Here is a 25873-nt window from a genome sequence, read left to right on the forward strand (position 1 = left end):
AGATATTATAATAAGAGCGATTCTACGTAGGAATGGCTCTTAGTTTTTTATAACAGTATTTCCAGTTTAGTGATACGATACCAAGGCTAGCGCTGGAACCGACCGAAGGGATACTCCGCGGAGCAAATGTTTCTGGTGCTTTGCATGGTTGTTGGGCTTGGCAGACCTTTGGCAAGAGGTGATGTACGGGAGATGATGCGCACTGGTTACAAACCAGCGCAAGCAAGGGAGAAAAAGTGATTTTGTTGTAAAATTTTATTACTTTAATGGTTTATAAAAGAAGAAGAATGAACTATCAACAAATATATCCAACAGAACCATTGCGGAAATACGTTCGCTATTTTTGGATATTGGAAGATGATAGTTTAGACTTTTCTCAAAAGACTTTCAAGATAATGTCGGACGGCCTGCCGGGACTTATTTTTCAGGAAAACAAAAAAGCATTCCATGATAAAGACAGTCAAGAGTTACCGCAATTGTTTTTATATGGGCAGACTACACGGTACACAGAACACAGAGCAATAAAAAGTTTCCGAAACATTGGCGTTTATTTTGAACCGACCGCATTAAAATCCATTTTTGGAGTAGATGCTAATGAGTTGACAAATCAACATATTAGCATAGACGAACTGGTTAATACCAATATAACTGACCAACTTTCCGATACGACTTCTTCCAACCAGCGAATAGAGTTGCTGTCTTCCTTTTTGATACATCTTGCTGAACAAAGAAGTACCGAAAACGAAAAAGTAAATTTTGCAACCGCACAGCTTCAAAAAGGAGTGAGTTTACCAAAAATACAGAGTGAACTGAACCTATCCCAACGTTCATTAGAACGGTATTTTAAACAGCATATAGGTATATCCCCAAATCTATATGCAAGGATAAACCGCTTTCAACTAGCTTTAGAGAACATCCGCCAAAACCAATTTGACAAGCTGACCGACATTGCCTATCAATGTAATTATTACGACCAATCGCACTTTATCAGAGAGTTCAAAGAATTTTCGGGAACAAGTCCGAAACGCTTCCTACGTCAGGCGAACGAGCAGGTAGCGAACTTTCCCGAATGGAAGATTTAATCGCCTTTCGGTTCTGCTAAGCAGGTGTAAAGTGAAAAAGATCCGATTTTAAAATAATAAGTCCCCGCTTAGGGGACTTAAAATAGCTATTTCACCTGTTTGTAGTAAAACTCATAAAGCGATTTTACATCCCCGGTGCAAATTAAAGGAATAGCTTCTGCCAATACTTTTTCCTCCCAGTTCCACCATTCAATTTCTAAGAGCATTTCGATTTCATCGTCTGTAAATCTCTTTTTTATTGGTTTTGCAGGATTGCCACCGACTATTGTATAAGGGGCAACATTCTTAGTAACTAATGCTCTGCTACCAATAACTGCACCATTTCCAATCGTCACACCGGGCATAATCATGGCTTCACTGCCAATCCAAACATCGTTACCGACCACCGTGTTCCCGGCACCGGCAAATCCGTCAACGGCACCTTTGAAACCATCGACTTGCTCCATCATGTAAAAGAAAGGAAAACTGGAAATCCAATCGTACCGATGCCCTTGGTTTCCTGCCATTATAAAACTGGCTCCGCTTCCAATAGAACAAAACGAACCTATAATCAGTTTATCAACATCGCTTCTATCAGGGAATAGATAACGTGCGCAATCATCAAAAGAATGTCCATGGTAGTAACCTGAATAATAGGAATACTTACCAGCAATAATGTTGGGGTTCGTGATGTGGTCTTTGATTATTTTGCCTTTAAAAGGGCTTTCGAAAAAATTCATCATTTTAGCATATTTTTAAAAATAAATACAATAGAAAAATAGGGCAATAAGATATTGCCTCAATAAGAAACTATTTCCGTTGTATATGCTAATCCGACTTTTTCATACTGCGAATATAAGCAATTTACGTATATCCTCGAAAATGACGATTGAAGTTGTCGTACTCAAATTTACTAAACTCCTCTTCCTCGCAATTCCTCCGGTTGTCGGTTTTATCCAATTTTCAGTAAAGCAAGGTTGTTAATTTTACAGAAAAATTAAAGTTATGATAGCCATTACAGGAGCAAACGGAAATTTAGGCAAAGCGACCATTCAATTTTTGTTACAGAAAGTCGCACCGACCGATATTGTTGCCATTGTCAGAAACCCCGAAACGGTAAATGAATTTAAGGAAAAGGGCGTAACCACCAGACAAGCGGATTACAACGATTACAACACACTTAAAGAGGTCTTCAAAGGTGTAGAGACAGTATTGCAAATATCTACTATTGGGGTGGATACAGAAACAGCCAAACAGCAGGAAAGAAATGTGGTAAATGCAATAGTGGAAAACAACGTAAAGCACATTGTTTATACAAGTATGGTACAAGCCCGACCGAACACCGTTTTTCAAGGAACGCAAACACAATACCATACGGAAGAACTGATAAGGAGAACAAATATCCCTTATACCTTTTTCAGAAACAGCATGTATATGGAAGCCATACCCGAACTGATTGGAAATGCCTTGCAAACGAACGAAATCCGTTATCCATCGGGAAGCGGAAAAGTAAGTTTTGTATCACGGACAGACATAGCGGAAGCCATTGCAAACGTATTAACGGGAAATGCACATGGAAACCAGACCTATGAAATAACAGGTAGCACAGCATTTTCATTTGATGAATTGGCAGGGGTGATAAGTAAAGAAAAAAGTACAACCGTAAACCACGTTGATATTTCGGATGAAGTTTTCAGAGAAGAACTGATTAGCTATCAAATGCCTGTCGAAGTCGTGGATTTATTGGTCAGTATGGCCAACGGGATTAAGATAGGCGAATTTTCACATGTGGACAGTATACTTGAAAAATTACTTGGTAGAAAGTCATTTGATTTGAACAAGTATGTAAAAGAATTATAATTATGCTATTTAAGGGAGTACACCTGCAAGGTATTAAATCGGGAGAAATCACTTTGGCATTTCGTAAGTGGCAAAAGGTTTCCGTTAAAAGCGGAAGTCTCTTGCATACATCTGTTGGCTTGCTCGAAATCGGCACGATTGAAGCTGTAAACGAAAATGATATAACCGACAAAGAGGCAGTACAGGCAGGCTTTACGGACAAAAAGCAGTTGCTAAAATCATTTACCCACAATAGCACAGGAACGATTTTTAAAATATCCGTTCGTTATCATGCCGAAGACCCACGAATTAAGTTGAGGGAGCAAACAGGATTGTCAGAACAGCAATTTGAGGAGTTAAAAGGTCGATTAGAGCGTTTAGACCTTTACAGTAAACAAGGCCATTGGACTGAAAAAATACTGTTTACGATAAAAGATAATCCCAATTTACACGCCATAGGTATTGCAAAACTAACAGGCTTTGAAAAAGAATGGCTAAAACTAAATATTCGAAAACTGAAAAACTTAGGCTTAACGATTAGCCATAATGTAGGTTACGAGCTTTCGCCATTAGGTAGCGAATATCTTAATAAGTTTTTTCCGAAAAATAGTGAAATGGGAGTATAGCGTGTTTTAAATGTTGAATTTAGAAGAATATGACGTTGTGAAAAAACAAAATGACTTTTTTATATCATTGTATCAATGAACTATTCATGAAATACAGCAATGATGGCAAAACCTTGGAATAACTTTAAGTGAGACTACGTTACCCTCAATTTTACAAGTACTGTCAAAGCCTAGATTAACAACATATAAAAACAAGAGGAAAGTGGCATGTCGGAAATTCCGACATGCCACTTTTAATGAAATTTCTGTATCAAGATTGTCGCCACAACGTGGCGACAATTCCAAATTAGCTTTTATCCTACAATCATAATTCTTGTTTATTTAGGCGGAAAGTATTCCAGCTTACACAATTCAGTAATCCGCCGAAATGACCTACGGCGTTGAATTTTATGGTTTCAATATGGCTGTCAGGAAATATCTGATGAAACAGATCAACGACTTCTAGATCTTTATTGCCCCGAACTTCAAAAACAGGCAATACGATCAGCTTGCCAATTTCCAGATAATTTACATAACAACCTATGGCGTGGTTGGGATAAGCTTTTTCTTTATAATCTAGTTATCCTGCGGTATCAGTATGATCTCGACCTGTAGGTTTCAGCGATTAAAACGTAATGGTAGCTCCATCTTAATGTCGACATTCTTACCATCCAATACTCCCGGTGTCCACCGGGGTAGAGAGTTTATCAAGTCAAGTGCAGCGTCGTCGAGAACTTTATGCACACTTTGTACCACTTCGGCATCCCTTGTTCTTCCATTTTTATCCACCACAAAACGGACGATTACCTCGCCCCTTATTCCTTCTGCGCCAGCTGGATATTCGAGATGTCTGGTTACATAATCCGGAAACGAAGATTTTCCGCGATTGAAGACAGGCGCTTTCTCCAGTGCTTTGCGGTCGCGCACGCGTTCACCATTAATATGACTAACCGTTTTTACAGCTTCCTGCTGTCGTGTTATTTTTCCCTCTTTATCCCACTCGGTGATCTTCGTGGGCTCTCCTTTGTCAAAAGTCATCTTGCGGTGCTTTATCCCGTCCTCATGCCACCAAGTAAAATCCCCGTCTCTTACCTCAGGCTCTAATGAGCTATACCATCCATTCATTTGCTTAACTCCATTTGGATAAAAGTCCTGTACGCGGATTTGTTTGGTATTATCGTTACGAGATATAACACGGTAAAAGTGCTTATTGTCACGATCCGTCTTTTCCCATTTTGCATTAAAATAAACGGTGTCGGTAGTCTGAGCGCTAGCTGAAAATATACTAGCCGTAACGGCTATGCAGAGCGCTAGACGTACTTGTCTTAGTTCAATTATTTTTTTCATCGGTTGTGGTTAATCTTCAGAATATTTCTATTTTGCGTAAAATTTTATAGACTAATAATTGTTTTTTAAAATTACTAAAAACTTGCTACAAAACAATATCACCTACGATTGCGTAAATCCGTGGGTAAGACAATAAAAAAGGATAGCGTCGTATCATTCAAACCAATTGCGCAAAAAATGAAAGAACGATAAAAGAAATAATCCTTCAACGACAATAAGTTATAATATGAAAATATGTGTAGAATGCTTTGACGAGATCCATTCGTTTGATTCTTATATTGGAAAGATAGAGGCAGATCGTCATGACACTTATGTTTATTTTTTCAATATAGGGGTGAGCAAACATCTCCTTAACCCTGATGATGAAATGAAATATGTTGATAGAGCCATTTTGGTGTTTCAAAATGTTTTAACAATTATTGAAAATTATGAGACAGAAGTAGTCAAAGAAGGCTTTAAAGTGTATTACTTTGGGGGGCTTGATCTGAAATTCAAGGTTCATAAGGAGTTTCAAGTTGTATGCGAGAAGGCCTATCTAAATATACCAGATGACTTTCGAATTTCAAAAAATATGTGGGACCCCTATATTATGAATAACGATGTTGTAAATAGTTTTTTGGAAGGAAAATGAGTTAGGGTTTGTGGAGAATTTTGTTAAACGCCGGTATTTTTTGCCCGACGGAGTCATTAAAAATGCTATTAACTTTTAATACAACGGAGGAAGGGGTTGGATATTGGAAAACGACTTATATAATCAGGAAAGAGAAAGAATAGAAACGCGGTTTGATAACGAAATTATACATAGATTAGAAAGTTATACCCCAGCAAAGGCAAGACGAGAGAATTAAATAATTTGTCTCAAAATTGCAGCAACATCTCCTTCAAATTTAATATCGCTTTGCCTGTAATACCGTATACAATATGACCATCTTTTTTATTCATATTTAATTGGAAGTCTTTTTAGAAAGCTTTTCAAACTCCTCAAACTTGCAATCTAGATAACCTTCATCATCCACGAATATGATATTTGTCCGATAAGCCTCTGCAATGACTTCGAACATAGTTGCCAATGAGTTGTAGCAATAATCAGGATCCGTACCAAATGTATTTGTCCAAAATATTTTGCCATAGTCGGGTGTGCCTTCATTTAAGTCGACCCAATAGCAATTTCCGGCACCATCTTCCAGGAAAGGAAATAAGTGCCGACCTGGGCAAAAGTCTCTCGTCCAGTTATGAAAGCTTTCTTCAAACTCCATACTTTCATAGTAGTAGCGTACAGCGTCTTCCAACGATAAAAAGTTGTGTATCGGTATTAGCCCCGTAAAGCCCGAGGGTGTTACATTATCAATATCGGTTCCATCAGCGAAGAGATAAAGTTCCTTGAGCTCGTCATTAAAAGTTAGGTCAAGTGCTAGTTCAGTCTTTCGGATATCCTGCATGGAAGCAGGTTTTCGTAGTATGTTCGGGAAATGGTAATTCAATTCTTTCTGTTTGACCACAATTTCCTTGAAACGGACTATAATGCTGCTCATAAACTGCTAGATATAAAGGACTAAGATAGCAATTCTTGCTGAAATCAATCGTCACAACGACTTATATTGTATAGAAACCTGCTGGATATGTATCCCAGTTATTAGCGTAAATTACAGAATGAAAATATCTATAATATCAAAATGGCAACAAAAACTCCCATTGAAATTAATGGGGTATACTAATTTTAAGTTTCTCCCCATCGCTTCAGAACATATCCACATATAATAGATGTAAGAGCAAGGAGTAATCCATCTTTTACATTTAATGCGTCAAGGCAAGCATAAATTTCTTAAATTTAGCCATTAGCTTATCTTCAAAGCAGATCATGACAGATATTGAACAACTCATACAGCAGATACGTGCATTTAGGGATGCGAGGGATTGGGCACAATTCCACAATTCTAAGGACTTGGCATTGGCGCTAAATATCGAAACATCCGAACTTCTAGAACTCTTCCTATGGAAAGGTAATGAGGAAGCCAGTCCAGAGAAACTAAAAGAAGAGCTAGCCGATGTGTTTATGTATGCGCTGCTATTAGCCGATAAGAATGGGTTTGATGTCAAGCAGATCATTGAAGACAAAATAGCCCTTAATAATCAAAAATATCCAGTAGATAAAGCCAAGGGCACAGCAAAGAAGTATAACCAACTATGAGTGACGGATTAAAGTTTGCCATAAACAAATATCCCTTTAACAACGGGCTGGGCAGATCCGTACAGTCCAATATCTATGAGTACGACAATTGGCCGTTAGTCTATATCCTGAGCGATGAAAAGATCTGCGAGGCCTATGTGGGCGAGACGGCCGATAGCATTAGCCGTATGACGAAGCACCTCCAACACGAGCGGAAAAGGAATTTAACCACCGTTCACCTCATATCCTCCGAACTCTTCAATAAATCGGCCACACTGGATATTGAAGCCAATCTGATCCGCTATATGGCTGGCGACGGAAAGTACCGGCTCCAGAACGGAAATCTTGGTCTAGCCAATCACAACTTTTACCAACGCAAAGACGTTTATTGGAATATCTTTCGCGAAATATGGGATGAACTTCGCAAGAACGGCATCACGACACAATCCATCGAGACGATAAGCAATTCCGATCTCTTTAAATATTCACCCTACAAGAATTTAAGCAAAGATCAACTTGAAGGGCTTTATCAAATCATGGAGGTACTTCTCGACGATCAGAAGAAAAATGTACTTGTACATGGTGGTGCGGGCACAGGTAAGACCGTCTTGGCGATCTTCCTGTTCAAACTGTTAAATACCGATCTTGCCGATTTTAACTTCACCGAATTTGGCGAGCGCGAAAAGGATTTTGTCACACTCGTTAAGCAGTTAAAGGCAAAATATCCGCACCCTAAAATGGCGCTGGTCGTACCCATGGCATCCTTCCGGAAGACACTCGCGAAGGTCTTCAAAAAAGTAAAAGGACTTTCACCCAAGATGGTCGTCGGCCCGAGCGAGGTAACCAACGGAAAGTACGACATCGTATTAGTTGACGAATCCCATCGCCTACGGCGAAGGGTGGTGTTAGGTAGTTACTTCAATTACTTCGATCAGGCCGCACAGCGGATGGGTAAGATCCCGGAAGAGACAAATGAATTAGAGTGGATACAGGAACAGTCCAACAAAGCCATTCTGTTTTACGACAGGCAGCAGAGCATCAAACCGTCCGATATCCGGCAAGACGAATTCGATAAGCTCTTACAGCAGCCGAGCACACAGGAACTACGGTTAAAGACGCAGTTTCGAGTACTCGGCGGTGAAGATTATGTCAATTTTCTAGAGCAGTTATTATACCGACCGGGCGAGGCGTCGCACTACACACCGAAATCTTACGATCTTAAGCTCTTCGACAAGCTGTCCGAAATGATTGATGCCGTGCAGCAGCGAGAAAAAGAATATGGGTTAGCCCGATTAATAGCAGGTTATGCCTGGCCCTGGAAATCGAAGAAAGACAGTAGCCTTTTCGATATTGAAATCGATGATATTCAGCTCCGCTGGAATCAGACCAGTACCGATTGGGTGAACAGTAAAACTGCGATTGACGAAGTGGGATGCATTCATACCACGCAAGGGTATGATCTCAATTATGCTGCAGTAATCTTCGGAAACGAGATAGACTATAATCCAGAGACCCAGCAAATCGAAGTCAACAAAAGTGCTTACCACGACAAAGCAGGAAAGACGTCCGTCCGCTCGGAACAAGAACTGCACGACTATATCCTCAATATATACAAGACCATCTGTCTTCGGGGCATCCGCGGAACATATATCTACGTTTGTAATCCACGTTTACGAGCCTATTTTGCGCAGTATATAGAGATGGTATCGAGCCAACCTCAGAAACCCACGATACAGTTTTCCGATTTGCCGACCGAACGGTCAGTACCCTTTTATGATGTTAAGGTTGCAGCCGGCTATTTTACGGGAGAGCAAGTATCGGACGAGATTCGCTATATCGTGCTTCCAGAAGATGTCCAATATTCCGACGACCTTTTTGCGTGTCAGGTAATAGGGAACTCTATGAATAAGATCATTCCAGATGGAAGTGTGTGCCTTTTTAAAAGATATGCTGGCGGCAGCCGCAAAGGCCTGATCACGTTGGTTAGCTCGTCGAATATACAAGATCCGGACCACGGAGGCCGTTATACCATTAAGGAATATGATAGTCATAAAGCCGTAGGAGAGGAGACTTGGCAACACGAGCGGATCATCTTAAGACCTCTTTCGCACGACCTCGGCTACGAACCTATTGAACTTGCAGACGATGATCTGCTTAATTTCAAAGTAATAGGTATATTTAAGAAAGTCCTCATTTAATGGTTGTTCTCATTTGATGGTTGATGCCTCAGTCCCGCACGAGGTCATTTGCAGTGGTATCGTTTAGGGCATAGGATTCTATGATATGGATGGTCGCAGCCTTTAGCGATCTATGATCATGCACCGGGTGCATTCCAGGACCCGTAAAGAATTCCACCTGATTATTAATCTTTGAATACCAAACCCTATTTACATGCTCCTTGGTAAGGGTATCTGGCCTGTTAATCTTTTCAAAGTATTTCAATTTATCCGCGTCTAAGGCGATGACTTCAGTACCTAATATTTTCTCCTCACAATCCACCGCCACATAGTGATCCTCCTGCCAGCACATGCATTGGTTTTGGGGCAATAAGTATATTGCAATAGATAGCCCAATGGCTGCCAATACAGCCCCTGTTTGGTAAAAGATGCGCCGATTTTGCTTAGGTGGAATCGGGGTGGTAGGCTTAAAAAATGAAGCCGGTTTCACAAAAGACGACTCCTTTTCTGCGGTATCCTTACCCTTAATCTCTTCTACGTTATTAAATTCCTCCTCTTCAACAATGCCAATAACTTCCTTTTCTACTGTCTGTCTTCCGTCTTCCGTTGAAGTCAGACCACCTTTTTCTAGATCAGTATTTATTTCATTTTTTGTCAGCTCATCTGATAAGATGTTATGTTCATCTTGATCATTTTTATCCCCTATTTTATTATCAATATTAACATCTGAATTTTCGGGGTTTTGATCAATAATCCAATCTTGAAGCCTGTATGGTCTTGGGCTAAAATCAATAAGTATAGCTAGTAGCTTCACAAGATTTTCGTCAGGTCTTCTGTTAGTTTCACCAATTATAAAGTTCCGTAAAGGCCGGAGCCTGTCTAAATCAATATTTCGTATACTCGTCTCAATCGTATCATCACTGTTGTCACGATTGAAGAATCTTGTAAATATAGTTTCATCATCTTTAGATATGCCTTTACTGTACACTACCAAGCACCAATCTTTTAGCTCACCAGGAGATGGCCATTCACGGTCAAAGCGAAGCTTATTATTTTTCTTTAAATCTAGGTAGGCATTTCGTACTGCCAATTGAAACTTTTCAAACATCACCACAAAATTAAATCAACTGCACCATCGGAATTTACGGAAAACCGTAAACCAAATATCTCTTTTTCAAGCCATCCTTTACCGGAATAATCGGAAATCCATCGGAATCTTCGGAATAGTATCGGAATTAGCGGAAACATCGGAATTGTCTGATGATTAGGTTGTTATGTGTCATAAATTTGCTTTCGTAATCAGTTCACATATCGATTAGTTCGAGCAGAATAAAGATACGAAACAGATTTCAAAACGAGAAGACATCGCGGTAGTTATTAGCCGGTTTGGGAAGCAGTTACTGACTCCCGCGATTGAAGCTCATACTTCCCAAAAAATTCAGAAGGCCTTCTGAAAACAAATGTAGCAATCCTGTGCATGGAGCACGCGGACCTACCAAGTTTTTGACTTTTTAATTTTTTGAACAATGATTTATTTAATTATCACCGCTTTAATGGGACTAGGTTCCCCATCCATTACACCTATAAACAATGCGCAGATCACCGTACAGGTCACCGATAATGGCGATGAAGACGGCGGAGAAACAGGGACAGTTCGCCCTCCAATTCCACCACTTCCGATTCCTGTACCTCCAATTTGTCCACTACCTATACCTCCTATGTTACCATAGTTCCTAGGGAAGTATATTTATTTTTAAACTTGGGGCAGCTTACGGCTGTCCCTTTTTTATTCTATATTTTTTCGTACATTCAAATTCAAATTGAATGCCTTGAAATACTTATACCTATACCTATTATTTTTAACCCTCTTGTCCTGTGCGCAAGAAGAAGTTACACAATCCCCAGTCGATGCACGTCCGTACTACACGAAAGCGTTCGAATATCTCGATGCAGGCAAGACAGATAGTGCATTCCTAACGTTCGACAAAGCAAAAAATCTATTTATTGAAGCAAACGATAGCCTCAATACAGCAAACTGTTTGATCAATATGGCGATTACACAGCGCGAGCAGGGAGATTATTTTGGCGCCCAGGAAACATCGTTACAAGCCCGAGACTATCTAGACGAGCTAAACCCCGACCATCGGATCTATATCAGTACAAATTATAACAATCTAGCAACAACAACCGACAACCTCCGAAACTTTACGCGCGCTATTTCTTTTTATGAATTAGCGATCAAATTTTCCGATGATTCTTTAAATACGCTCATTTACCGAAATAATATGGCTATCGCCTATCAGCATATGGATCGTTACGAAGAAGCCTTCAACATATTCCAAATGATCCTAGCAGATGCGAATGAGAAACCGAAAGAATATGCACGCGTTTTGTCCAATTTTGCGAAAGCCAAATGGCAGAACGATCCAACCTATAATGCAGCACCCGAACTTTTAGCAGCACTAAATATTCGAGAGCGAGAAAAAGATCTGTGGGGACAAAATGCCAGTTTAGCGCATCTTACTGATTACTACGCAGAGCGTAATCCAGATTCCGCATTAATCTATGCCCGTAAGCAATATGCCATCGCTTCCAGGATAAAACGAGCAGACGACCAAATAAAGGCATTGCAAAGACTAATTAAACTCAGTCCCCCAGCTTCCGTAAAAGGATATTTCGAAACCTATCGCGAGCTCAACGACAGCGTCCAGGTTGCCCGAGCAGCCGCAAAGAATCAATTTGCATTAATTCGTTACGAAGTTGAAAAAAACAAATCTGATAATTTACTATTGCAAAAAGACAATGCAGAGAAAGCCAACCGGCTCACCCAACAACGCGCCATCACTGGCGGCGTAAGCCTTGTTCTCTTTGTTGCGATTTTCGGCGGAAGCTTCTATTACAAAAAGCGCAAGCAACGACTCGAGCTCGAAGCACAGAACCAAATCAAGGCCAGCAAATTAGAAACCTCCAAAAAAGTACACGATGTCGTAGCCAATGGCCTCTACCGTGTCATGAAAGAAATCGAATACAAGCAGGTAATCGATCGCGAGTATACACTTGATAAGTTGGAAGAGATGTACAACCGATCCCGGGATATATCATATGAGAGCGAAGAGCAACCGAAAACTGAACAACCCTATCACGAGCGGCTCACCGAGCTCATCAAATCTTTTGCTACCGAGAACCGCCGAGTACTGATAGCCGGGAATGACGGAGAACTATGGCACGCCATCGATCAAGAAGGTAAAGACAATATTCGCCACGTGTTACAAGAGTTGATGGTCAATATGGATAAACATAGCCAAGCTGCTCATGTCGTGGTTCGTTTTGAAAAGACAGGCCATCAATTACATATTTATTATACCGACGATGGTATTGGCATAAAAAAAGATACCGTTCACGGCAATGGACTAACAAATACGGTTTCCCGTATTGAAAAATTAGGAGGCAAAATTAACTTTGACGATGAAACGGTAAAAGGACTCAAAGTAGAGATCACGATTCCATTTCTTTAAAAGGATAATGTATGTTTAAAAAAATACTCATTGCTGAAGATCACCAAAGTTCCAACATTTCGGTGCAGAAGACACTTCAAGATTTAACTATCGATAATGCAGACTACGTGTATTATTGCGATCACGCTTTTAGCTGGTTAAAAAATGCCATTCGCGATCAAGATCCCTACGAGGTGTTGATTACCGACCTCAGTTTTGAGGAAGATAATACAATCCAACAGATTACCAATGGCATCGATCTTATTAAAGCAACCCGCGCTATCCAGCCCGATCTAAAAGTGATCGTATTTTCGGTCGAGAGCCGTCCAAGTATTATCGATGATCTATTTAAGGTGCATGGAATTGACGGATACGTCCGCAAAGCAAGGCACGACGCCGATCACCTCAAAGAAGCCCTTCGAGCCGTATACAATCACAAATCTTATCAACCATCCGACGTTAAGCAATCCATTCGTGACAAGAACTCGTATGAATTTACAACAGTAGACATCGCGATCGTTTCGTTATTGTATCAAGGTGAACTCCAAAAGAATATCCCGCAATGTTTGAAACGAAGAAACATCAAGCCCTCTAGTCTGAGCAGTGTGGAGAAGAGACTCAATTTAATGAAAGAGACGCTAGGGTTTACCAAGAACGAGCAACTTGCAGTTTATTGCAAAGAAAAAGGACTTATCTAAAAGTTCGTCAACACATTTCAATTATTAACCACTATAAAGGAGATCATCGCAAATAATCTCCTTTATCCATTGATAATCAATATGATAATTTATTCTAAATAATTGATGCTTTACGGGAACCCGTAAAAATCAGCCAAGAGACACGCCTACTTTTGTCTTATTAATTAACCGTAAACAACTAAACAGTTAAAGATATGACATGGAATTTTAGGAGACGTGTGAAAATTATCCCCGGTGTTCATTTAAACTTCAGCAAGAGTGGAATTTCCACTTCTATCGGAGTGAAAGGAGCAAGCATGACATTGGGCAGGTCCGGCACTTATCTAAATACGGGCATACCCGGTTTGGGTATCTATAATAGGCAAAAACTATCAAATGGAGCCCCAGCACCTCCGTTGCGGCCGCCCACGCCGCGTTATAACCCAGGCCAATCAGAAGAACCATACGGCAATATTTTTAGTGCAGATATCCACGAGATCACGAGCCAAGATATGCAAGGAATTAAGGAAGCGATATTACTTGCTCGCCAACAGCGAGCGACACTAAACAGTGACTTATCAAAGATCAATAGCGCGCTTAAAACCACCAAGCTCAAAAAGACGTTCAGCTATGTACTGCTATATGGATTGATCAATAAATCGATTCCCGAAAAATTAGCTCAGGACATAGCCGCGCAACACGAAGCAGTTCGGCAGACCAATGAACAGATCGATACCTCATATGTCAACCTTGAAGTCGATTTTGAACCCGAAATCCAACAAAAATACAATGCCTTGGTTTCTGCCTTTGAAAATTTAACCCGGTGCCACAAAATCTGGGATGTCACCAGCGCCCACTTTGAAGATCGAGCTGTTACGCGTTCGTCGGCAAGTACTTTCGTTACCAGGCGCGATGTTTGGTTTAGGCTCAAGTCTATACCCGAATTCAAATCCGAATTACAAGCGCTGTATTTTCAAAACGCCAACGGAGCCGATCTATATATCTACCCTAGCTTTATTGTTATGTATTCCAACAGATCAGATTTTGCCATTATCGGTTTAGACGAAGTTGATTTTCAGTACGGTTATGTGCGTTTTACAGAAACAGGGAAAGTACCACCGGATTCTAAAGTTATTGACCAGACCTGGGCCAAAGTAAATAAAAACGGTACACCCGATAGACGATTTAAAGGCAATTATCAAATTCCCGTCGTTCAGTATGGGGAGATACGCTTAAAGACTAAAACAGGTTTACATGAAGAATATAAATTCAGTAACTATGAATTAACCGAGGCCTTTGGTAGCGCCTTTAAAGATTATCAGAGCACAGTTAGACAGTTAACCTATACCTCATGACAAGGATATTTCTATTACTTCTAGTTCTGCTTGCCGGACAATCGTGCGGTCAATCGCAGGAGAAACAAACCGGTCCAGAAGATTTACAACATAAAACATTTATGGCCAAAGCCATTCGTATTATCGATGGCGATACCATGGAAGTACTATATAGAGGTCAGTCAGTACGTATACGGCTTACCCATATCGATTCCCCCGAGCGTCGACGCTCCCAGCCATTCGGGAAGGCAGCAAAACAAGCGCTATCATCTCTATGCCATGATCAAGAGGTCACGATCGTTAGCGAAAAGTATGATCGGTATGGCCGTTTACTGGCAGAAGTGAAGAATGAACGAGGACAGATTATCAACCAAGAAATGGTGAAGCTCGGTATGGCCTGGCACTTCAAGCGTTATTCCTCTGATACAACATATGCCCATTTAGAGGAAGAAGCTAGAAGACTAAAAATCGGATTTTGGGCTGAGAATGATTCTATAATAGGGTTGATGTGGAAACAATAGCGCATAAATTTCCTAGCCTACAAAATTTTGTAAATAACTAAACTAACATAAGTACAACATATAACACATATACAGGGATGAAAATAGGTTTTAAAAATCCATTTACCAAGACACCAGCCGACGATGAAGCCTTGGTGTTGGATCAGCAGGTTATCAATGACAATGAAGCTATTCATGCTGCGATTGTATCAAGTCTTACAGATGCCAAAGAGGAAATCCTAATTGCAGCAGCATGGTTTACAGATCAAGATCTTTTTGATTTACTTGAAAAGAAGCTTACGGAAGGTATAAAGATCGAAATCGTGATGTCTGAGAATCAGGAAAATTACAGACTACCGTTTGAAAAATTGACCAATTCCGGAGCAATAATACGGCGTATTAAAAATGCCGGCTATGGCGTTATGAATCAAAAGTTTTGTGTCATTGACCGATCTTTCGTGCTACATGGATCTTACAATTGGAGCGTAAATGCACGTAAGAATAATAACGAAAGTGTTATTTTAACCAATCATGAGGCTACGGTAGTCAGCCTAATTCAAGCCTTCCATGCGATTAAGACCAAAGCAGAAGAACAAGAAGAGCTTCCACAAGAGGAAAAGCGTGAAGTCGTTGATAAAACCGTTGTAAGAGAGTCGCGATCAGCTAAATCAGATGAATTCACGGAAATTAGCTTTGCAAGTGTCTTGGACTCGATGATTGCAGCTGAAGTATCCAATTTTGATAGAAATATGCTTAGACAGCAGGGGTTTGACCGTGCCAAGTCAAACAATGGTGATCATCAGGTACTTCATAAGGCACTAGATACAGTTTACTCCGTGTTCATCAATGATATAGATGTCATCGATGACAAGAAGCGACGCCTGTTAAGCAAAGTTGAGGAGCAAAAGCTCAAAGCATTGGAAGCCCAGAAGCAGCATGCTGACCTTAAACTCAACCAGTTCAAAGCAGATACCGAACTTAGAAAACAACAACTAGAATCTAAAATCGCAACGAATGATTCTACGATTTCCATCAACGGAGAGAATATTGCCGTCATTCAAGGAAAAATAAAGCGTGAAGAAAATCAAATCACGAAATGCGAAGAAGATATCAGAGAACAAAAATTAGCTTTCGTCCGCCCGGCACATCGGTTTTTTGAGTTGATTCCACTATCACTTTTTGGTCTACTGCTCTTATGCTACCTATTTATTTTTTACTCTTCCGCGGCATATATTATGATTTATAGTGCTGCAGACGCAGAACTTGCTCAGATGCAAGGCAATTTGGAGGTACCCGAAGTATTTAATCCTCACGCATTGGCCGATGCATGGGAAAAAGGAGTCGTAGCATTCATTTTTGTATTGACATTTGTATTAGTTCCCATCGTATTGGCGGTGCTGTCAAAGATTGTACGGTTCGGTTTCGCGAAGGATATTTTGACATGGGTGGGTATTCTGTTGGTTGACGCCGTTATCGCTTATCAAGTCGCGTCGGTTGTACACAGGGTTCATATACTCAGAGGAGATACGACGGCACCATGGCATTTTACCGATGTGTTTAGTGATAGTAATTTTTACCTCGTATTCATCTTAGGTGCTTTAGGTCTTATCCTTTTCAAGTTCATTTACAGTAAGTTCATTACCTATTTTGAAGAACGGAATTTAGACCATGCCGCAATGAAGAGTAAGGCACTCATTAAGGAATACGAAAAAGATTTACAAAAATGTGGCGATGAGATTAATAACTTAAAGGAAGAGTCCAGCAAATTAGAACAAAACAATATTTTATTGCGAGCAGAAAATCAACTCTCTCGATCAGAGATCGAACAAAGTCCAATAGCTGTCAGTAGCGAAAAAGAGCGGATCATGATAGAGCTTCATCAAAAATCACAACATATCCAGCAAACCTCCGATCTCTATATCAGCCACATTGAAAATGACAATTTACCCATTTCTTTAGATTCACTCAAAGATCGGATAAATATATTTCTTGAAGGTTGGAATGACTTTCTACATCAAGAGTATTCGATTGCCAGAGCTACCGAAATGTCTCTGATGGCCGCTAACAGTGTCAACGAATGGCAGGAACACAAATTAATTACCAAAAAAATAGATAGCCGTGTCAAACTTTAATATTAAAAGCCAGCTTTTATCATGCGTGGTAATTATCACTACATTTTCTTGCTGTGCTTCCGACCCAAAAACCGTCGATCCAATCGATGTTATCCATTATAATATTACCATTGCACCAGACCTGTCCAATCGCGTTAATAAAAAGTTATATCCAAAACCTGTTGCTGATTCAGATATCATCAGTGGTATTGTAGATCACTTTTACCCAGGTGTAGTCACGTACAATCTGGCCAATCATACAGCGAAAACAAGAAAGACTGGTCAACGAGATATCTTGCGTGTCGATTTCATTAACCAGAAGCTTATCGGGCAGTATGGTATTAATGTATTGGATATGCAATTAGATCTCAAACGGTTTGGTATACATCAAGAAGATCGCATTAAATATCTAACCAATCAATCCAATGAAAATTTAGCAACCGATAAGACTAAATTTAAAGAAGCATACAACAAGATGTCCGAAACGGCGGAAATGGCACCTGCTGGTGCAGATATTTGGTCCTATTTCAAAGACGGGATCAAACACGGTTTGGTAGACAAATCTATCGATTCCGTTTTGTTGAAGAATGGTCACATAAAGCGCGATTACACCTGTAATGTCCTATTACTTCTAACAGACGGCTATATCGAAGCAGGCCTTCATGGAAAGGATCATTGTAGAGGTAATAAATGTTACTTTATGAGCTCAAAGACCGTCGAGAACTTTCGAAAGGCATTTCAGCAGTCCAAGTCCAAAGATATGGGCGCCTTTTTTAAAGAAAATGGATATGGTATTATCCCCGCTGAAAATCCACTTTTAAAAGACCTTCACGTCGTAGTCTTGGAGATGTATGACCGTTCGAAAGATCATAAAGGAGGGGCTACCATGCATCCATCCGATTGGGACATACTTAAACTTTTTTGGTCAGATTGGCTAACCCAGTCAGGAGTAAAATCATTCCAATTGCTACCGCTAGCTACCTCAAAAGATGAAGCTCATTCAAATATTAGAACATTTCTGGAAAGTAGATGATTTTCAGCCTTTACGGTTTCCCGTAAGGCAACCCGGCTATACCTATTTAACTTTAAACCATGATAAAGACCATTACCATTTTTCTGTTAACGCTATTGTATAATGACTGTAGTAGTGTCAAGGCAACGGTAGGATTAGAAGCCGATAAAAATACTGTATACATCTGCGGAAGTAACAATGGTAAGCGGTACCATTTAACGAAAAATTGTAGGGGATTGAGCAACTGTCGTGCTAAAACAATAAAGACCACTATCGAGAAGGCGAAGAAAGAAGGGAAGACACTTTGCGGTTGGGAAGAATAAAAATAAATAACTGAATAAAATATTAACTGATTACATGATGGATTTTAAAGATGAAATACGGCAATTTGCCAAACGAGTCGACAGGCTGTTACCACAGATCAAAACAGAGGAAGCGACCAAGACCTCGCTCATTATGCCCTTCCTGAAAATATTGGGATACGATGTGTTCGATCCGTTTGAGGTACACCCTGAGTTTATTGCCGATATCGGCATCAAGAAAGGGGAGAAGGTAGACTATGCTATCCTTCGCGACGACAAGCCGGTAATCTTGATCGAATGCAAACACTATGCAGACGGACTTGATCCCCATAATTCGCAGCTCTTTCGCTATTTTCACACCACCGAAGCCAGATTTAGCTTATTGACAAATGGGTTGGAATATCGGTTCTATACAGACCTCGTTACTTCCAATAAAATGGACGAGAAGCCATTTTTTGAATTTAAGATTACCGATATTAAGGACACGGAGATTGCGGAGCTGAGGAAATTTCACAAGTCGGTGTTTGATCTGGATAGTATTTCCAGTGCAGCCAGCGAACTCAAGTATTTTAATGAGCTTACGATTCTTGCTACCGGCGAAATGCAGACCCCTAGCGACGAATTCGTACGTTACTTTGCCAAGCAGGTTTATCCAAGCGTAGTTACGGCCAAGATCTTGGAGCAATTCACGCCGTTGGTTAAGCGGGTGTTTACCCAAATCGTACACGATCAGATTAGTGAGCGATTAAAAAGTGCGCTGAAGAAAGAAACCGAAAACGAAGCGCAGCATGTCCCAGCATCAGTAGAGCCCGAGTCGCTGGTCGTCACTACTCAGGATGAGATTGACGGATTCCTGATCGTTAAATCTATTCTTCGCAAAGAAATAGAAGTAGGCCGGATCTTTATGCGAGATAGTCAATCCTATTGCGGTATCCTGCTAGATGATAATAACCGCAGACCTATCTGCCGGTTTTACTTCACCCCGAATCGGCTACGGATCGGACTATTCGATAAGGACAAGAAAGAAACCAAGCACGATTTGGCAGCGCTCGATGATATCTATGCACACGCTGAACAGATCACGGAAACAGTGGCTAATTATTAACGTTTAAACTAAAAAACACTTAAAAAAATGAATATGCATACAATTGAAGCAATTAAACCTGGCCCAAAGCCAAAAAAAGATGATGGCTCTTTGGATAAAAGAAGACGGGTTACGCCAGAAAAAAAAGAGAAATATCCACCTTTAAAACCTCATAAGCATAAGCCTAACGATTAAAATATAAATATTTAATATCTTAGTAGTAGACAAAACGATTTAAAGGGTCGGATATAAACTGATCCTTTTTTGTTTTAAAGAATGTGATAAAGCTTTCTAATAGTACAGACAATATCAATATTAGCAAATAAAAGAAGGCGAGTTTCCCCGCCTTAAATGTTTTCACAACGGAATAATCCTTATTGTGATTTGCTTTCATAAACAAAGATAACATGAATATTCACATATGCAATACGGGAAACCGTAAAACAATAAATTATTTATTCTTATCTTAGGAGAGAGACAAATTAATAGCCAATTTATTATGAAAAAAATATTAGGCCTAGATTTAGGAACGAACTCTATCGGATGGGCTTTGATCGAACGAGATTTTGAAAATAGAGAAGGGACAATTCTGGGAATGGGAAGCCGAATTATTCCGATGACTCAGGATGTAAAAGACGAATTTGGAAAAGGAAATTCTATTTCGCAAACTGCAGATAGAACGAAATTTAGAGGTGTTCGTAGGTTGCGCGAACGGCATCTCTTGAGAAGAGAAAGACTTCATAGAGTACTAAATGTTTTAGGTTTTCTTCCTACACATTACAACACGGAGATCGACTTTGTTAACCGGTTGGGACAATTTTTGGAAGAAACGGAACCTAAAATAGCTTGGAAGAAAAACGATGAGGAAAAGTTTGAATTTCTTTTTCAGGGCTCTTTTCAAGAAATGGTAGCGGACTTTAGCGCAAATGGTCAGGATGCAAGAATTCCTTACGATTGGACAATCTATTATTTACGCAAAAAAGCACTATCTGCAAAAATAGAAAAAGAAGAATTAGCCTGGATTATCCTTAATTTCAACCAAAAGCGAGGTTATTACCAATTACGAGGTGAAGAAGAGGAAGAAAATCCCAACAAACTAGTGGAATTTCATTCATTGAAAATTGTCGAAGTTATTGCGGACGAAAAACCTAACAACAAAGGAGAAACATGGTATTCATTACATTTGGAGAATGGCTGGGTATATAGGCGCTCCAGTAAAACGCCATTGTTAGATTGGAAAGACAAAGTAAGAGACTTTATTGTAACTACAGATCTAAATGATGATGGTTCCGTAAAAACAGATAAAGAAGGAGCCGAAAAGCGTAGTTTTAGGGCTCCAAGTGAGGACGATTGGACTTTGATCAAAAAGAAAACTGAACAGGAAATTGCTCAATGTGACAAAACAGTTGGAACCTACATTTACGATACGTTAGTACAAAAGCCTACGCAAAAAATCAGGGGAAAATTGGTTCGCACGGTCGAACGTAAATTCTATAAAGAGGAACTGAAAGCAATTCTGAAGAAGCAGATAGAACTTCAGCCCGAGCTTTTTACCGACGATCTGTATAGCGATTGTGTACGGGAATTGTACAGGAAAAATGAGGCTCATCAGACCGCGTTGAACAAAAGGGATTTTGTTCATCTTTTCGTAGAAGATATTATTTTTTATCAGCGTCCATTACGTAGCCAAAAATCTAATATTGGCAATTGCTCATTAGAATATAGAGTTTTTAAAGTAGAAAACAAGGAAGGTAATGAGATTGAAAAAATTGAGTATCTGAAAGCGATTCCAAAATCACATCCGCTTTATCAAGAGTTTCGGCTATGGCAATGGCTTTATAATCTAAAAATCTACCAGAAGGCGGATGATAAGGATATAACAGGTCAATTTATTCAATCTGTCGAAGATTATGAACAGTTATTTGATTTTCTGAATGAAAGAAAAGAAATCAAGCAAGATATTCTTGTAAAGCATTTGCTCGAGAAGATTGGATTTAAGGGCAGGGCTTTGACAAGTGAGATTACGAATTATCGTTGGAATTATGTAGAGGACAAAGTCTATCCGTGCAATGAAACAGGTACACAAATCAGAACACGCTTGTCCAAATTAGACTATGTACCTGATGGTTTTCTGACACCTGAACTCGAGTATAAGCTTTGGCACCTTATCTACTCGGTCACTGATAAAATTGAATTTGAGAAAGCTCTAAAATCCTTTGCCAATAAACATGGTCTGGATGAAGTTTCATTTGTAGAAGGCTTTAGGAAGTTTCCTCCATTTAAAGGCGAATATGGTTCGTTTTCCGAAAAAGCGATTAAGAAGTTGTTACCGCTAATGCGGTTAGGAAAATATTGGGATTGGGACAAAATTGATGGCGATACGAAAAATCGAATTTGGAAAATCATCACAGGAGAAGTAGACGAAGAAATTAAAAACCGTGTTCGCGAGAAAGCAATTCATTTAACAACGGAAGAGAATTTTCAAGGTGTTCAATTGTGGTTGGCGCAATATGTGGTTTACGACAGACATTCAGAAGCTAATAATGCTGGAAAATGGAACTCAGTAGCGGATTTGGAGAAATATTTGGAAGAGTTTAAACAACACTCTCTTCGCAATCCGATCGTAGAACAGGTCGTTACCGAGACACTTCGAGTGGTAAGAGATATTTGGGCAAAGTACGGTAGTGGGATTAAGGATTTCTTCAATGAAATACACATTGAATTGGGCCGTGAAATGAAAAATACAGCAGAAGATCGTAAGAAAATCACCAATCAAGTTACAGAAAACGAAAATACCAACCTGCGTATCAAGGCACTGTTAGCTGAATTGTTAAATGATGGTCGTGTGGAGAATGTCCGTCCATTTTCACCCATGCAACAAGAAACGTTGAAAGTTTACGAAGAATATGCTTTGGGTAGTGAAGAAAGATATAACGTACATACAGGAAATTTTGAACATGACCCGATAAGCGATGAAATATTAAAAATCAGCAAGACCCCTCAACCGACAAAATCGGAGTTGCAGCGTTATAAACTGTGGTTAGAGCAGCGTTACCGTTCGCCTTATACGGGACAGATGATTCCTTTGAACAAACTGTTCACGTCGGAATATGAAATTGAGCATATTATCCCTCAATCCCGTTATTTCGACGATAGTTTTAGTAATAAGGTGATTTGTGAATCGGCAATCAACAAATTAAAAGACAAGAATCTCGGTTTGGAGTTCATCAAAAAGTTTCATGGGACTATTGTCGAAACAGGATTTGGAAGGAGTGTACGGGTCTTTGAGGAACAGGGTTATCAGGAATTTATCAAAGAACGGTATGCTAAGAACCGTTCAAAACGAAATAAGTTATTATTGGATGAGATTCCGGATAAAATGATTGAACGGCAAATGAACGATACTCGTTATATCAGTAAGTTTATTTCTAACGTGTTATCAAATATTGTTCGAGCAGATAATAATGATGATGGAGTGAATTCAAAAAACGTCTTGCCGGGAAATGGAAAAATCACAACCAAATTAAAACAGGATTGGGGGTTGAATGATGTCTGGAATGATTTGATATTACCTCGTTTTGAGCGAATGAATCTGCTGACGAATAGTACGGCTTTTACGGCATGGAACGAAAATCATCAAAAATTTATACCTATTGTTCCGTTGGAATATTCAAAAGGTTTTTCCAAAAAGCGTATTGACCACCGTCATCATGCATTGGATGCTTTGGTGATCGCGTGTGCGACAGGAGACCACATCAATTTATTGAACAATCAATCCGCTAAATCGGAAACTTCAAGATTTGATTTACAAAATAAGTTACGCAACAAGGAAAAATGGCAAGATAATCAAGGAAAGGAGAGAGACAAATTTACCGATTTTAAAAAGCCCTGGGATAATTTTACGTTGGATGTTAAAAATACTTTGGAACAGATTGTGGTTAGCTTCAAGCAGAATCTTCGGGTGATTAATAAAACCACGAATAGGTATGAGAAGTATGTGGAAAAGAATGGCAAATTGGTCAAAGAGTTAGTTTCACAAACTAAGGGTGATAGTTGGGCAATACGAAAATCGTTGCATACTCCGATGCCATACGGAAAAAAAGTCTTTGAATTTGATACATTGAAAATAGCTGATAATGTTGGTAAGAGAGAATTGATTATTGATGAGGAAATCAAAATAAAAGTAGAGGAAGTATATCAAAATTATAAATGCAAGGTGACAGATACTCAAAAGTATTTAAAGAAAAACCCTCTTAGAGATAATCATGGAAATGAAATTATAGTAACTGCATTTAAGGTCAAGATAGAAAAATTCAGAAAAAGACAGCCTATATCTGAATTGTCAAACCGAGGTCAGGGTGGAATAAAAACGGTTGAAGAGGCAATTAAGTTTATAGATAAAGTTGCCGATTTCAAAATCCGACAGGATTTACTTAATCACTTAAAGGAAAATGACAATGACTTAGAGAAATCGTTTAGTGCAGAAGGATTAGAGCGTTTCAATGCAAAAAGAAAGATACCTATATATAAATTGCCTATTGCCGAAAGTGGAAGCGGACGTTTTGCTGTTGGAAATAAAATTGGAACAAGGCATAAATGGGTTGAAGCTGATAAAGGAACAAACTTGTTTTTGGCAATATATCAAAATAAAAATGCCAATAGAAGTTATAGAACTATTCCTTTAAATATCGTGATTGAACGACAAAAGCAATGGTTAAGTTCTGTACCCGATAGAAATGAAAAAGAAGATAATTTATTATTTTATCTTTCCCCTAATGACTTGGTATACGTACCAACTGTAGAAGAGCAAGAAGATTCAGAAACAATTGATTTCAGAAATTTGACGAAAGAACAAGTGAAACAGATTTATAAAATGGTAAGTACTACACAGGACAAATTGGAATGTGTGCCTGTTCATTACGCATCACCAATTAGAGCAAATGAAATGGGATCAAACAATAAAAGTCAAAACTCTCTTGATGGCATTCAGATAAAATCTGTTTGCATCAAACTTAAAATAGATAGATTGGGGAACATCTCAAAAACATTATCGGATATTTTACGATAACTGTTTCCAAAAGGGAAATTTTCGGTTTTTCTGAACTGTTGCAAAAAATGAACTGTTGAAGAAGTTGAAGTTGGTTAATTTCAAAATGGAACTAACTTAAAAAAATAAGAGGATATGAACGAGATTGTAATATATCAAAAGGATGATAACAATGTTCAAATTGAGGTTCAGTTTGAACAAGATACTGTATGGCTTACTCAAAAGCAGATGGCAGAGTTATTTGGCAGAAATAGGGTTGCGGTTACTCAACATATTCAAAATATTTTTAAAGAAGGAGAATTAGAAGAAAATGTGGTATGTAAGGATTTCTTACACACCACTCAACACGGTGCCATAAAAGGCAAAGCACAAGAAAGAAGTGTGAAGTACTACAATCTTGACGTAATTATTTCTGTGGGCTACCGTGTAAAATCTAAGCAAGGTACAGCATTCAGAAAATGGGCCACCCAACGTCTTAAAGAACACCTTATCCAAGGCTACACCATCAATCAAAAACGTCTTGATGAACTACAGCAAACTGTGAAATTTATTACCGAAAAGGCAAAGGATGTTGCAAATGTAGACGAGGCGAAGGGTATTATGAATATCATTTCACAGTATACCCAAAGTTTTGTGTTGTTGAATCAATTCGATAGTAATTCTATTGAATCCCAAAAACTTAATGAAAATATTACTTATGAGATAAGCTACGAGGAAGCAAAAATTGCTGTTATTGAACTCAAAAAGCAGCTGATTGATCAAAAAGAGGCTACAGAATTGTTTGGAAATGAAAAAGATAATAGCTTCGAAGGGACGTTACAAAGTGTAATACAAACTTTTGACGGTCAATATTTATATGGAAGTATCGAAGAACAAGCTGCTCATTTACTCTATTTTATTATCAAAAATCATCCTTTTACCGACGGTAATAAACGCATTGGTGCATTTATGTTCGTATGGTTTTTAGAGAAGAATAGCCACCGCTTTAAAAAGGATGGTGAAATAAAAATCAATGACAATGCTCTCGTGACACTGGCATTATTAATAGCCCAGAGTGATCCACGAGAAAAGGAATTGATGGTCAAATTGATTACACAGCTTATAAACAGCCGATAA

Annotated in this window: 23 protein-coding genes; 18 read left to right on the forward strand and 5 right to left on the reverse strand. The window is 39.2% G+C overall.

Features of this window, described 5'->3' with window-relative positions; genetic code table 11:
* The first annotated feature begins 287 nt into the window (after positions 1–287).
* Positions 288–1082, forward strand: a complete 795-nt coding sequence (locus tag FAZ15_RS01335) for a helix-turn-helix domain-containing protein (protein ID WP_162304842.1) — start codon at positions 288–290, stop codon at positions 1080–1082.
* A gap of 86 nt (positions 1083–1168) precedes the next feature.
* Here FAZ15_RS01335 and catB read toward each other — a convergent pair whose 3' ends face one another.
* Complete coding sequence (gene catB / locus FAZ15_RS01340) at positions 1169–1804, reverse strand: type B chloramphenicol O-acetyltransferase (RefSeq protein WP_136899369.1); 636 nt, start codon at positions 1802–1804, stop codon at positions 1169–1171.
* Positions 1805–2066: 262 nt separating this feature from the next.
* Between catB and FAZ15_RS01345 the strand changes: the two genes are divergently transcribed.
* Both FAZ15_RS01345 and FAZ15_RS01350 read left to right on the forward strand, forming a co-directional pair.
* A complete protein-coding gene (locus FAZ15_RS01345; RefSeq protein ID WP_136899371.1) occupies positions 2067–2921 on the forward strand; it encodes an SDR family oxidoreductase in 855 nt (284 codons plus the stop codon).
* Between the two features lie 2 nt (positions 2922–2923).
* Positions 2924–3526, forward strand: coding sequence for an ASCH domain-containing protein (locus FAZ15_RS01350; RefSeq protein WP_136899373.1), 603 nt, complete (start codon positions 2924–2926; stop codon positions 3524–3526).
* 304 nt (positions 3527–3830) lie between these two features.
* Here FAZ15_RS01350 and FAZ15_RS23080 read toward each other — a convergent pair whose 3' ends face one another.
* Together FAZ15_RS23080 and FAZ15_RS01360 are read right to left on the reverse strand one after the other, a co-directional pair.
* On the reverse strand, positions 3831–4049 hold the full coding sequence (locus tag FAZ15_RS23080; protein ID WP_136900083.1) for an agmatine deiminase family protein: 219 nt from the start codon (positions 4047–4049) through the stop codon (positions 3831–3833).
* Positions 4050–4123: 74 nt separating this feature from the next.
* The gene (locus FAZ15_RS01360) at positions 4124–4852 is read right to left on the reverse strand and encodes an energy transducer TonB (protein ID WP_136899375.1); all 729 of its coding nucleotides are present in this window, start codon (positions 4850–4852) and stop codon (positions 4124–4126) included.
* Between the two features lie 226 nt (positions 4853–5078).
* Between FAZ15_RS01360 and FAZ15_RS01365 the strand changes: the two genes are divergently transcribed.
* Positions 5079–5483: a hypothetical protein gene (locus FAZ15_RS01365; protein ID WP_136899377.1), complete on the forward strand. Its 405-nt coding sequence runs from the start codon at positions 5079–5081 to the stop codon at positions 5481–5483.
* 313 nt (positions 5484–5796) lie between these two features.
* Here FAZ15_RS01365 and FAZ15_RS01370 read toward each other — a convergent pair whose 3' ends face one another.
* Positions 5797–6384, reverse strand: coding sequence for an SMI1/KNR4 family protein (locus FAZ15_RS01370; RefSeq protein ID WP_136899379.1), 588 nt, complete (start codon positions 6382–6384; stop codon positions 5797–5799).
* A 326-nt stretch (positions 6385–6710) separates the two neighbouring features.
* Between FAZ15_RS01370 and FAZ15_RS01375 the strand changes: the two genes are divergently transcribed.
* Positions 6711–7040 (forward strand): nucleotide pyrophosphohydrolase, encoded by a 330-nt coding sequence (locus FAZ15_RS01375; protein ID WP_136899381.1) that lies wholly within the window; start codon positions 6711–6713, stop codon positions 7038–7040.
* Positions 7037–9217 (forward strand): DNA/RNA helicase domain-containing protein, encoded by a 2181-nt coding sequence (locus tag FAZ15_RS01380; protein ID WP_136899383.1) that lies wholly within the window; start codon positions 7037–7039, stop codon positions 9215–9217. The genes FAZ15_RS01375 and FAZ15_RS01380 overlap by 4 nt, the downstream gene beginning before the upstream one ends.
* A gap of 28 nt (positions 9218–9245) precedes the next feature.
* Here the strand turns inward: FAZ15_RS01380 and FAZ15_RS01385 are convergent, their stop codons facing one another.
* Positions 9246–10304 (reverse strand): hypothetical protein, encoded by a 1059-nt coding sequence (locus tag FAZ15_RS01385; RefSeq protein ID WP_136899385.1) that lies wholly within the window; start codon positions 10302–10304, stop codon positions 9246–9248.
* 418 nt (positions 10305–10722) lie between these two features.
* On the opposite strand from FAZ15_RS01385, the gene FAZ15_RS01390 reads away from it, so the two are divergent.
* The 12 genes from FAZ15_RS01390 to rhuM all read left to right on the forward strand — a co-directional run bounded on the left by FAZ15_RS01390 (position 10723) and on the right by rhuM (position 25873).
* Positions 10723–10926 (forward strand): hypothetical protein, encoded by a 204-nt coding sequence (locus FAZ15_RS01390; RefSeq protein WP_136899387.1) that lies wholly within the window; start codon positions 10723–10725, stop codon positions 10924–10926.
* A 99-nt stretch (positions 10927–11025) separates the two neighbouring features.
* On the forward strand, positions 11026–12711 hold the full coding sequence (locus tag FAZ15_RS01395) for a tetratricopeptide repeat-containing sensor histidine kinase (RefSeq protein WP_238387111.1): 1686 nt from the start codon (positions 11026–11028) through the stop codon (positions 12709–12711).
* Positions 12712–12722: 11 nt separating this feature from the next.
* Positions 12723–13388 carry a response regulator gene (locus tag FAZ15_RS01400; protein WP_136899389.1) on the forward strand — a complete coding sequence of 222 codons (666 nt, stop codon included), beginning with the start codon at positions 12723–12725 and terminating at the stop codon, positions 13386–13388.
* 194 nt (positions 13389–13582) lie between these two features.
* The gene (locus FAZ15_RS01405; RefSeq protein ID WP_136899391.1) at positions 13583–14722 is read left to right on the forward strand and encodes a DUF4236 domain-containing protein; all 1140 of its coding nucleotides are present in this window, start codon (positions 13583–13585) and stop codon (positions 14720–14722) included.
* The gene (locus FAZ15_RS01410; protein WP_136899393.1) at positions 14719–15222 is read left to right on the forward strand and encodes a thermonuclease family protein; all 504 of its coding nucleotides are present in this window, start codon (positions 14719–14721) and stop codon (positions 15220–15222) included. The genes FAZ15_RS01405 and FAZ15_RS01410 overlap by 4 nt, the downstream gene beginning before the upstream one ends.
* A 77-nt stretch (positions 15223–15299) precedes the next feature.
* Positions 15300–17333 (forward strand): phospholipase D-like domain-containing protein, encoded by a 2034-nt coding sequence (locus FAZ15_RS01415; RefSeq protein WP_136899395.1) that lies wholly within the window; start codon positions 15300–15302, stop codon positions 17331–17333.
* Positions 17320–18345 carry a hypothetical protein gene (locus tag FAZ15_RS01420; protein ID WP_136899397.1) on the forward strand — a complete coding sequence of 342 codons (1026 nt, stop codon included), beginning with the start codon at positions 17320–17322 and terminating at the stop codon, positions 18343–18345. The genes FAZ15_RS01415 and FAZ15_RS01420 overlap by 14 nt, the downstream gene beginning before the upstream one ends.
* A gap of 59 nt (positions 18346–18404) precedes the next feature.
* Complete coding sequence (locus tag FAZ15_RS01425) at positions 18405–18647, forward strand: hypothetical protein (protein WP_202912289.1); 243 nt, start codon at positions 18405–18407, stop codon at positions 18645–18647.
* 34 nt (positions 18648–18681) lie between these two features.
* Positions 18682–19731, forward strand: coding sequence for a type I restriction endonuclease (locus tag FAZ15_RS01430; RefSeq protein WP_202912290.1), 1050 nt, complete (start codon positions 18682–18684; stop codon positions 19729–19731).
* Between the two features lie 33 nt (positions 19732–19764).
* Positions 19765–19905, forward strand: a complete 141-nt coding sequence (locus FAZ15_RS22665; protein WP_202912291.1) for a hypothetical protein — start codon at positions 19765–19767, stop codon at positions 19903–19905.
* Between the two features lie 304 nt (positions 19906–20209).
* A complete protein-coding gene (gene cas9, locus FAZ15_RS01435; RefSeq protein ID WP_136899399.1) occupies positions 20210–24778 on the forward strand; it encodes a type II CRISPR RNA-guided endonuclease Cas9 in 4569 nt (1522 codons plus the stop codon).
* 114 nt (positions 24779–24892) lie between these two features.
* Entirely contained in the window at positions 24893–25873 is a 981-nt protein-coding gene (gene rhuM, locus FAZ15_RS01440; protein WP_136899401.1) for a virulence protein RhuM/Fic/DOC family protein, read from the forward strand.

This window comes from Sphingobacterium olei (assembly GCF_005048855.1).
GTDB lineage: Bacteria > Bacteroidota > Bacteroidia > Sphingobacteriales > Sphingobacteriaceae > Sphingobacterium > Sphingobacterium olei.

Coding starts and splice junctions, on each gene's coding strand:
- FAZ15_RS01425 (WP_202912289.1), top strand. CDS start 18,405: ATGATAAAGACCATTACCATTTTTCTGTTAACGCTATTGTATAATGAC.
- FAZ15_RS01385 (WP_136899385.1), bottom strand. CDS start 10,304: ATGTTTGAAAAGTTTCAATTGGCAGTACGAAATGCCTACCTAGATTTA.
- FAZ15_RS01335 (WP_162304842.1), top strand. CDS start 288: ATGAACTATCAACAAATATATCCAACAGAACCATTGCGGAAATACGTT.
- FAZ15_RS01410 (WP_136899393.1), top strand. CDS start 14,719: ATGACAAGGATATTTCTATTACTTCTAGTTCTGCTTGCCGGACAATCG.
- FAZ15_RS01350 (WP_136899373.1), top strand. CDS start 2,924: ATGCTATTTAAGGGAGTACACCTGCAAGGTATTAAATCGGGAGAAATC.
- FAZ15_RS01360 (WP_136899375.1), bottom strand. CDS start 4,852: ATGAAAAAAATAATTGAACTAAGACAAGTACGTCTAGCGCTCTGCATA.
- FAZ15_RS01430 (WP_202912290.1), top strand. CDS start 18,682: ATGATGGATTTTAAAGATGAAATACGGCAATTTGCCAAACGAGTCGAC.
- FAZ15_RS01415 (WP_136899395.1), top strand. CDS start 15,300: ATGAAAATAGGTTTTAAAAATCCATTTACCAAGACACCAGCCGACGAT.
- FAZ15_RS01380 (WP_136899383.1), top strand. CDS start 7,037: ATGAGTGACGGATTAAAGTTTGCCATAAACAAATATCCCTTTAACAAC.
- FAZ15_RS01370 (WP_136899379.1), bottom strand. CDS start 6,384: ATGAGCAGCATTATAGTCCGTTTCAAGGAAATTGTGGTCAAACAGAAA.
- FAZ15_RS01390 (WP_136899387.1), top strand. CDS start 10,723: ATGATTTATTTAATTATCACCGCTTTAATGGGACTAGGTTCCCCATCC.
- FAZ15_RS01405 (WP_136899391.1), top strand. CDS start 13,583: ATGACATGGAATTTTAGGAGACGTGTGAAAATTATCCCCGGTGTTCAT.
- FAZ15_RS01345 (WP_136899371.1), top strand. CDS start 2,067: ATGATAGCCATTACAGGAGCAAACGGAAATTTAGGCAAAGCGACCATT.
- FAZ15_RS01400 (WP_136899389.1), top strand. CDS start 12,723: ATGTTTAAAAAAATACTCATTGCTGAAGATCACCAAAGTTCCAACATT.
- catB (WP_136899369.1), bottom strand. CDS start 1,804: ATGATGAATTTTTTCGAAAGCCCTTTTAAAGGCAAAATAATCAAAGAC.
- FAZ15_RS01375 (WP_136899381.1), top strand. CDS start 6,711: ATGACAGATATTGAACAACTCATACAGCAGATACGTGCATTTAGGGAT.
- cas9 (WP_136899399.1), top strand. CDS start 20,210: ATGAAAAAAATATTAGGCCTAGATTTAGGAACGAACTCTATCGGATGG.
- FAZ15_RS22665 (WP_202912291.1), top strand. CDS start 19,765: ATGCATACAATTGAAGCAATTAAACCTGGCCCAAAGCCAAAAAAAGAT.
- FAZ15_RS01365 (WP_136899377.1), top strand. CDS start 5,079: ATGAAAATATGTGTAGAATGCTTTGACGAGATCCATTCGTTTGATTCT.
- rhuM (WP_136899401.1), top strand. CDS start 24,893: ATGAACGAGATTGTAATATATCAAAAGGATGATAACAATGTTCAAATT.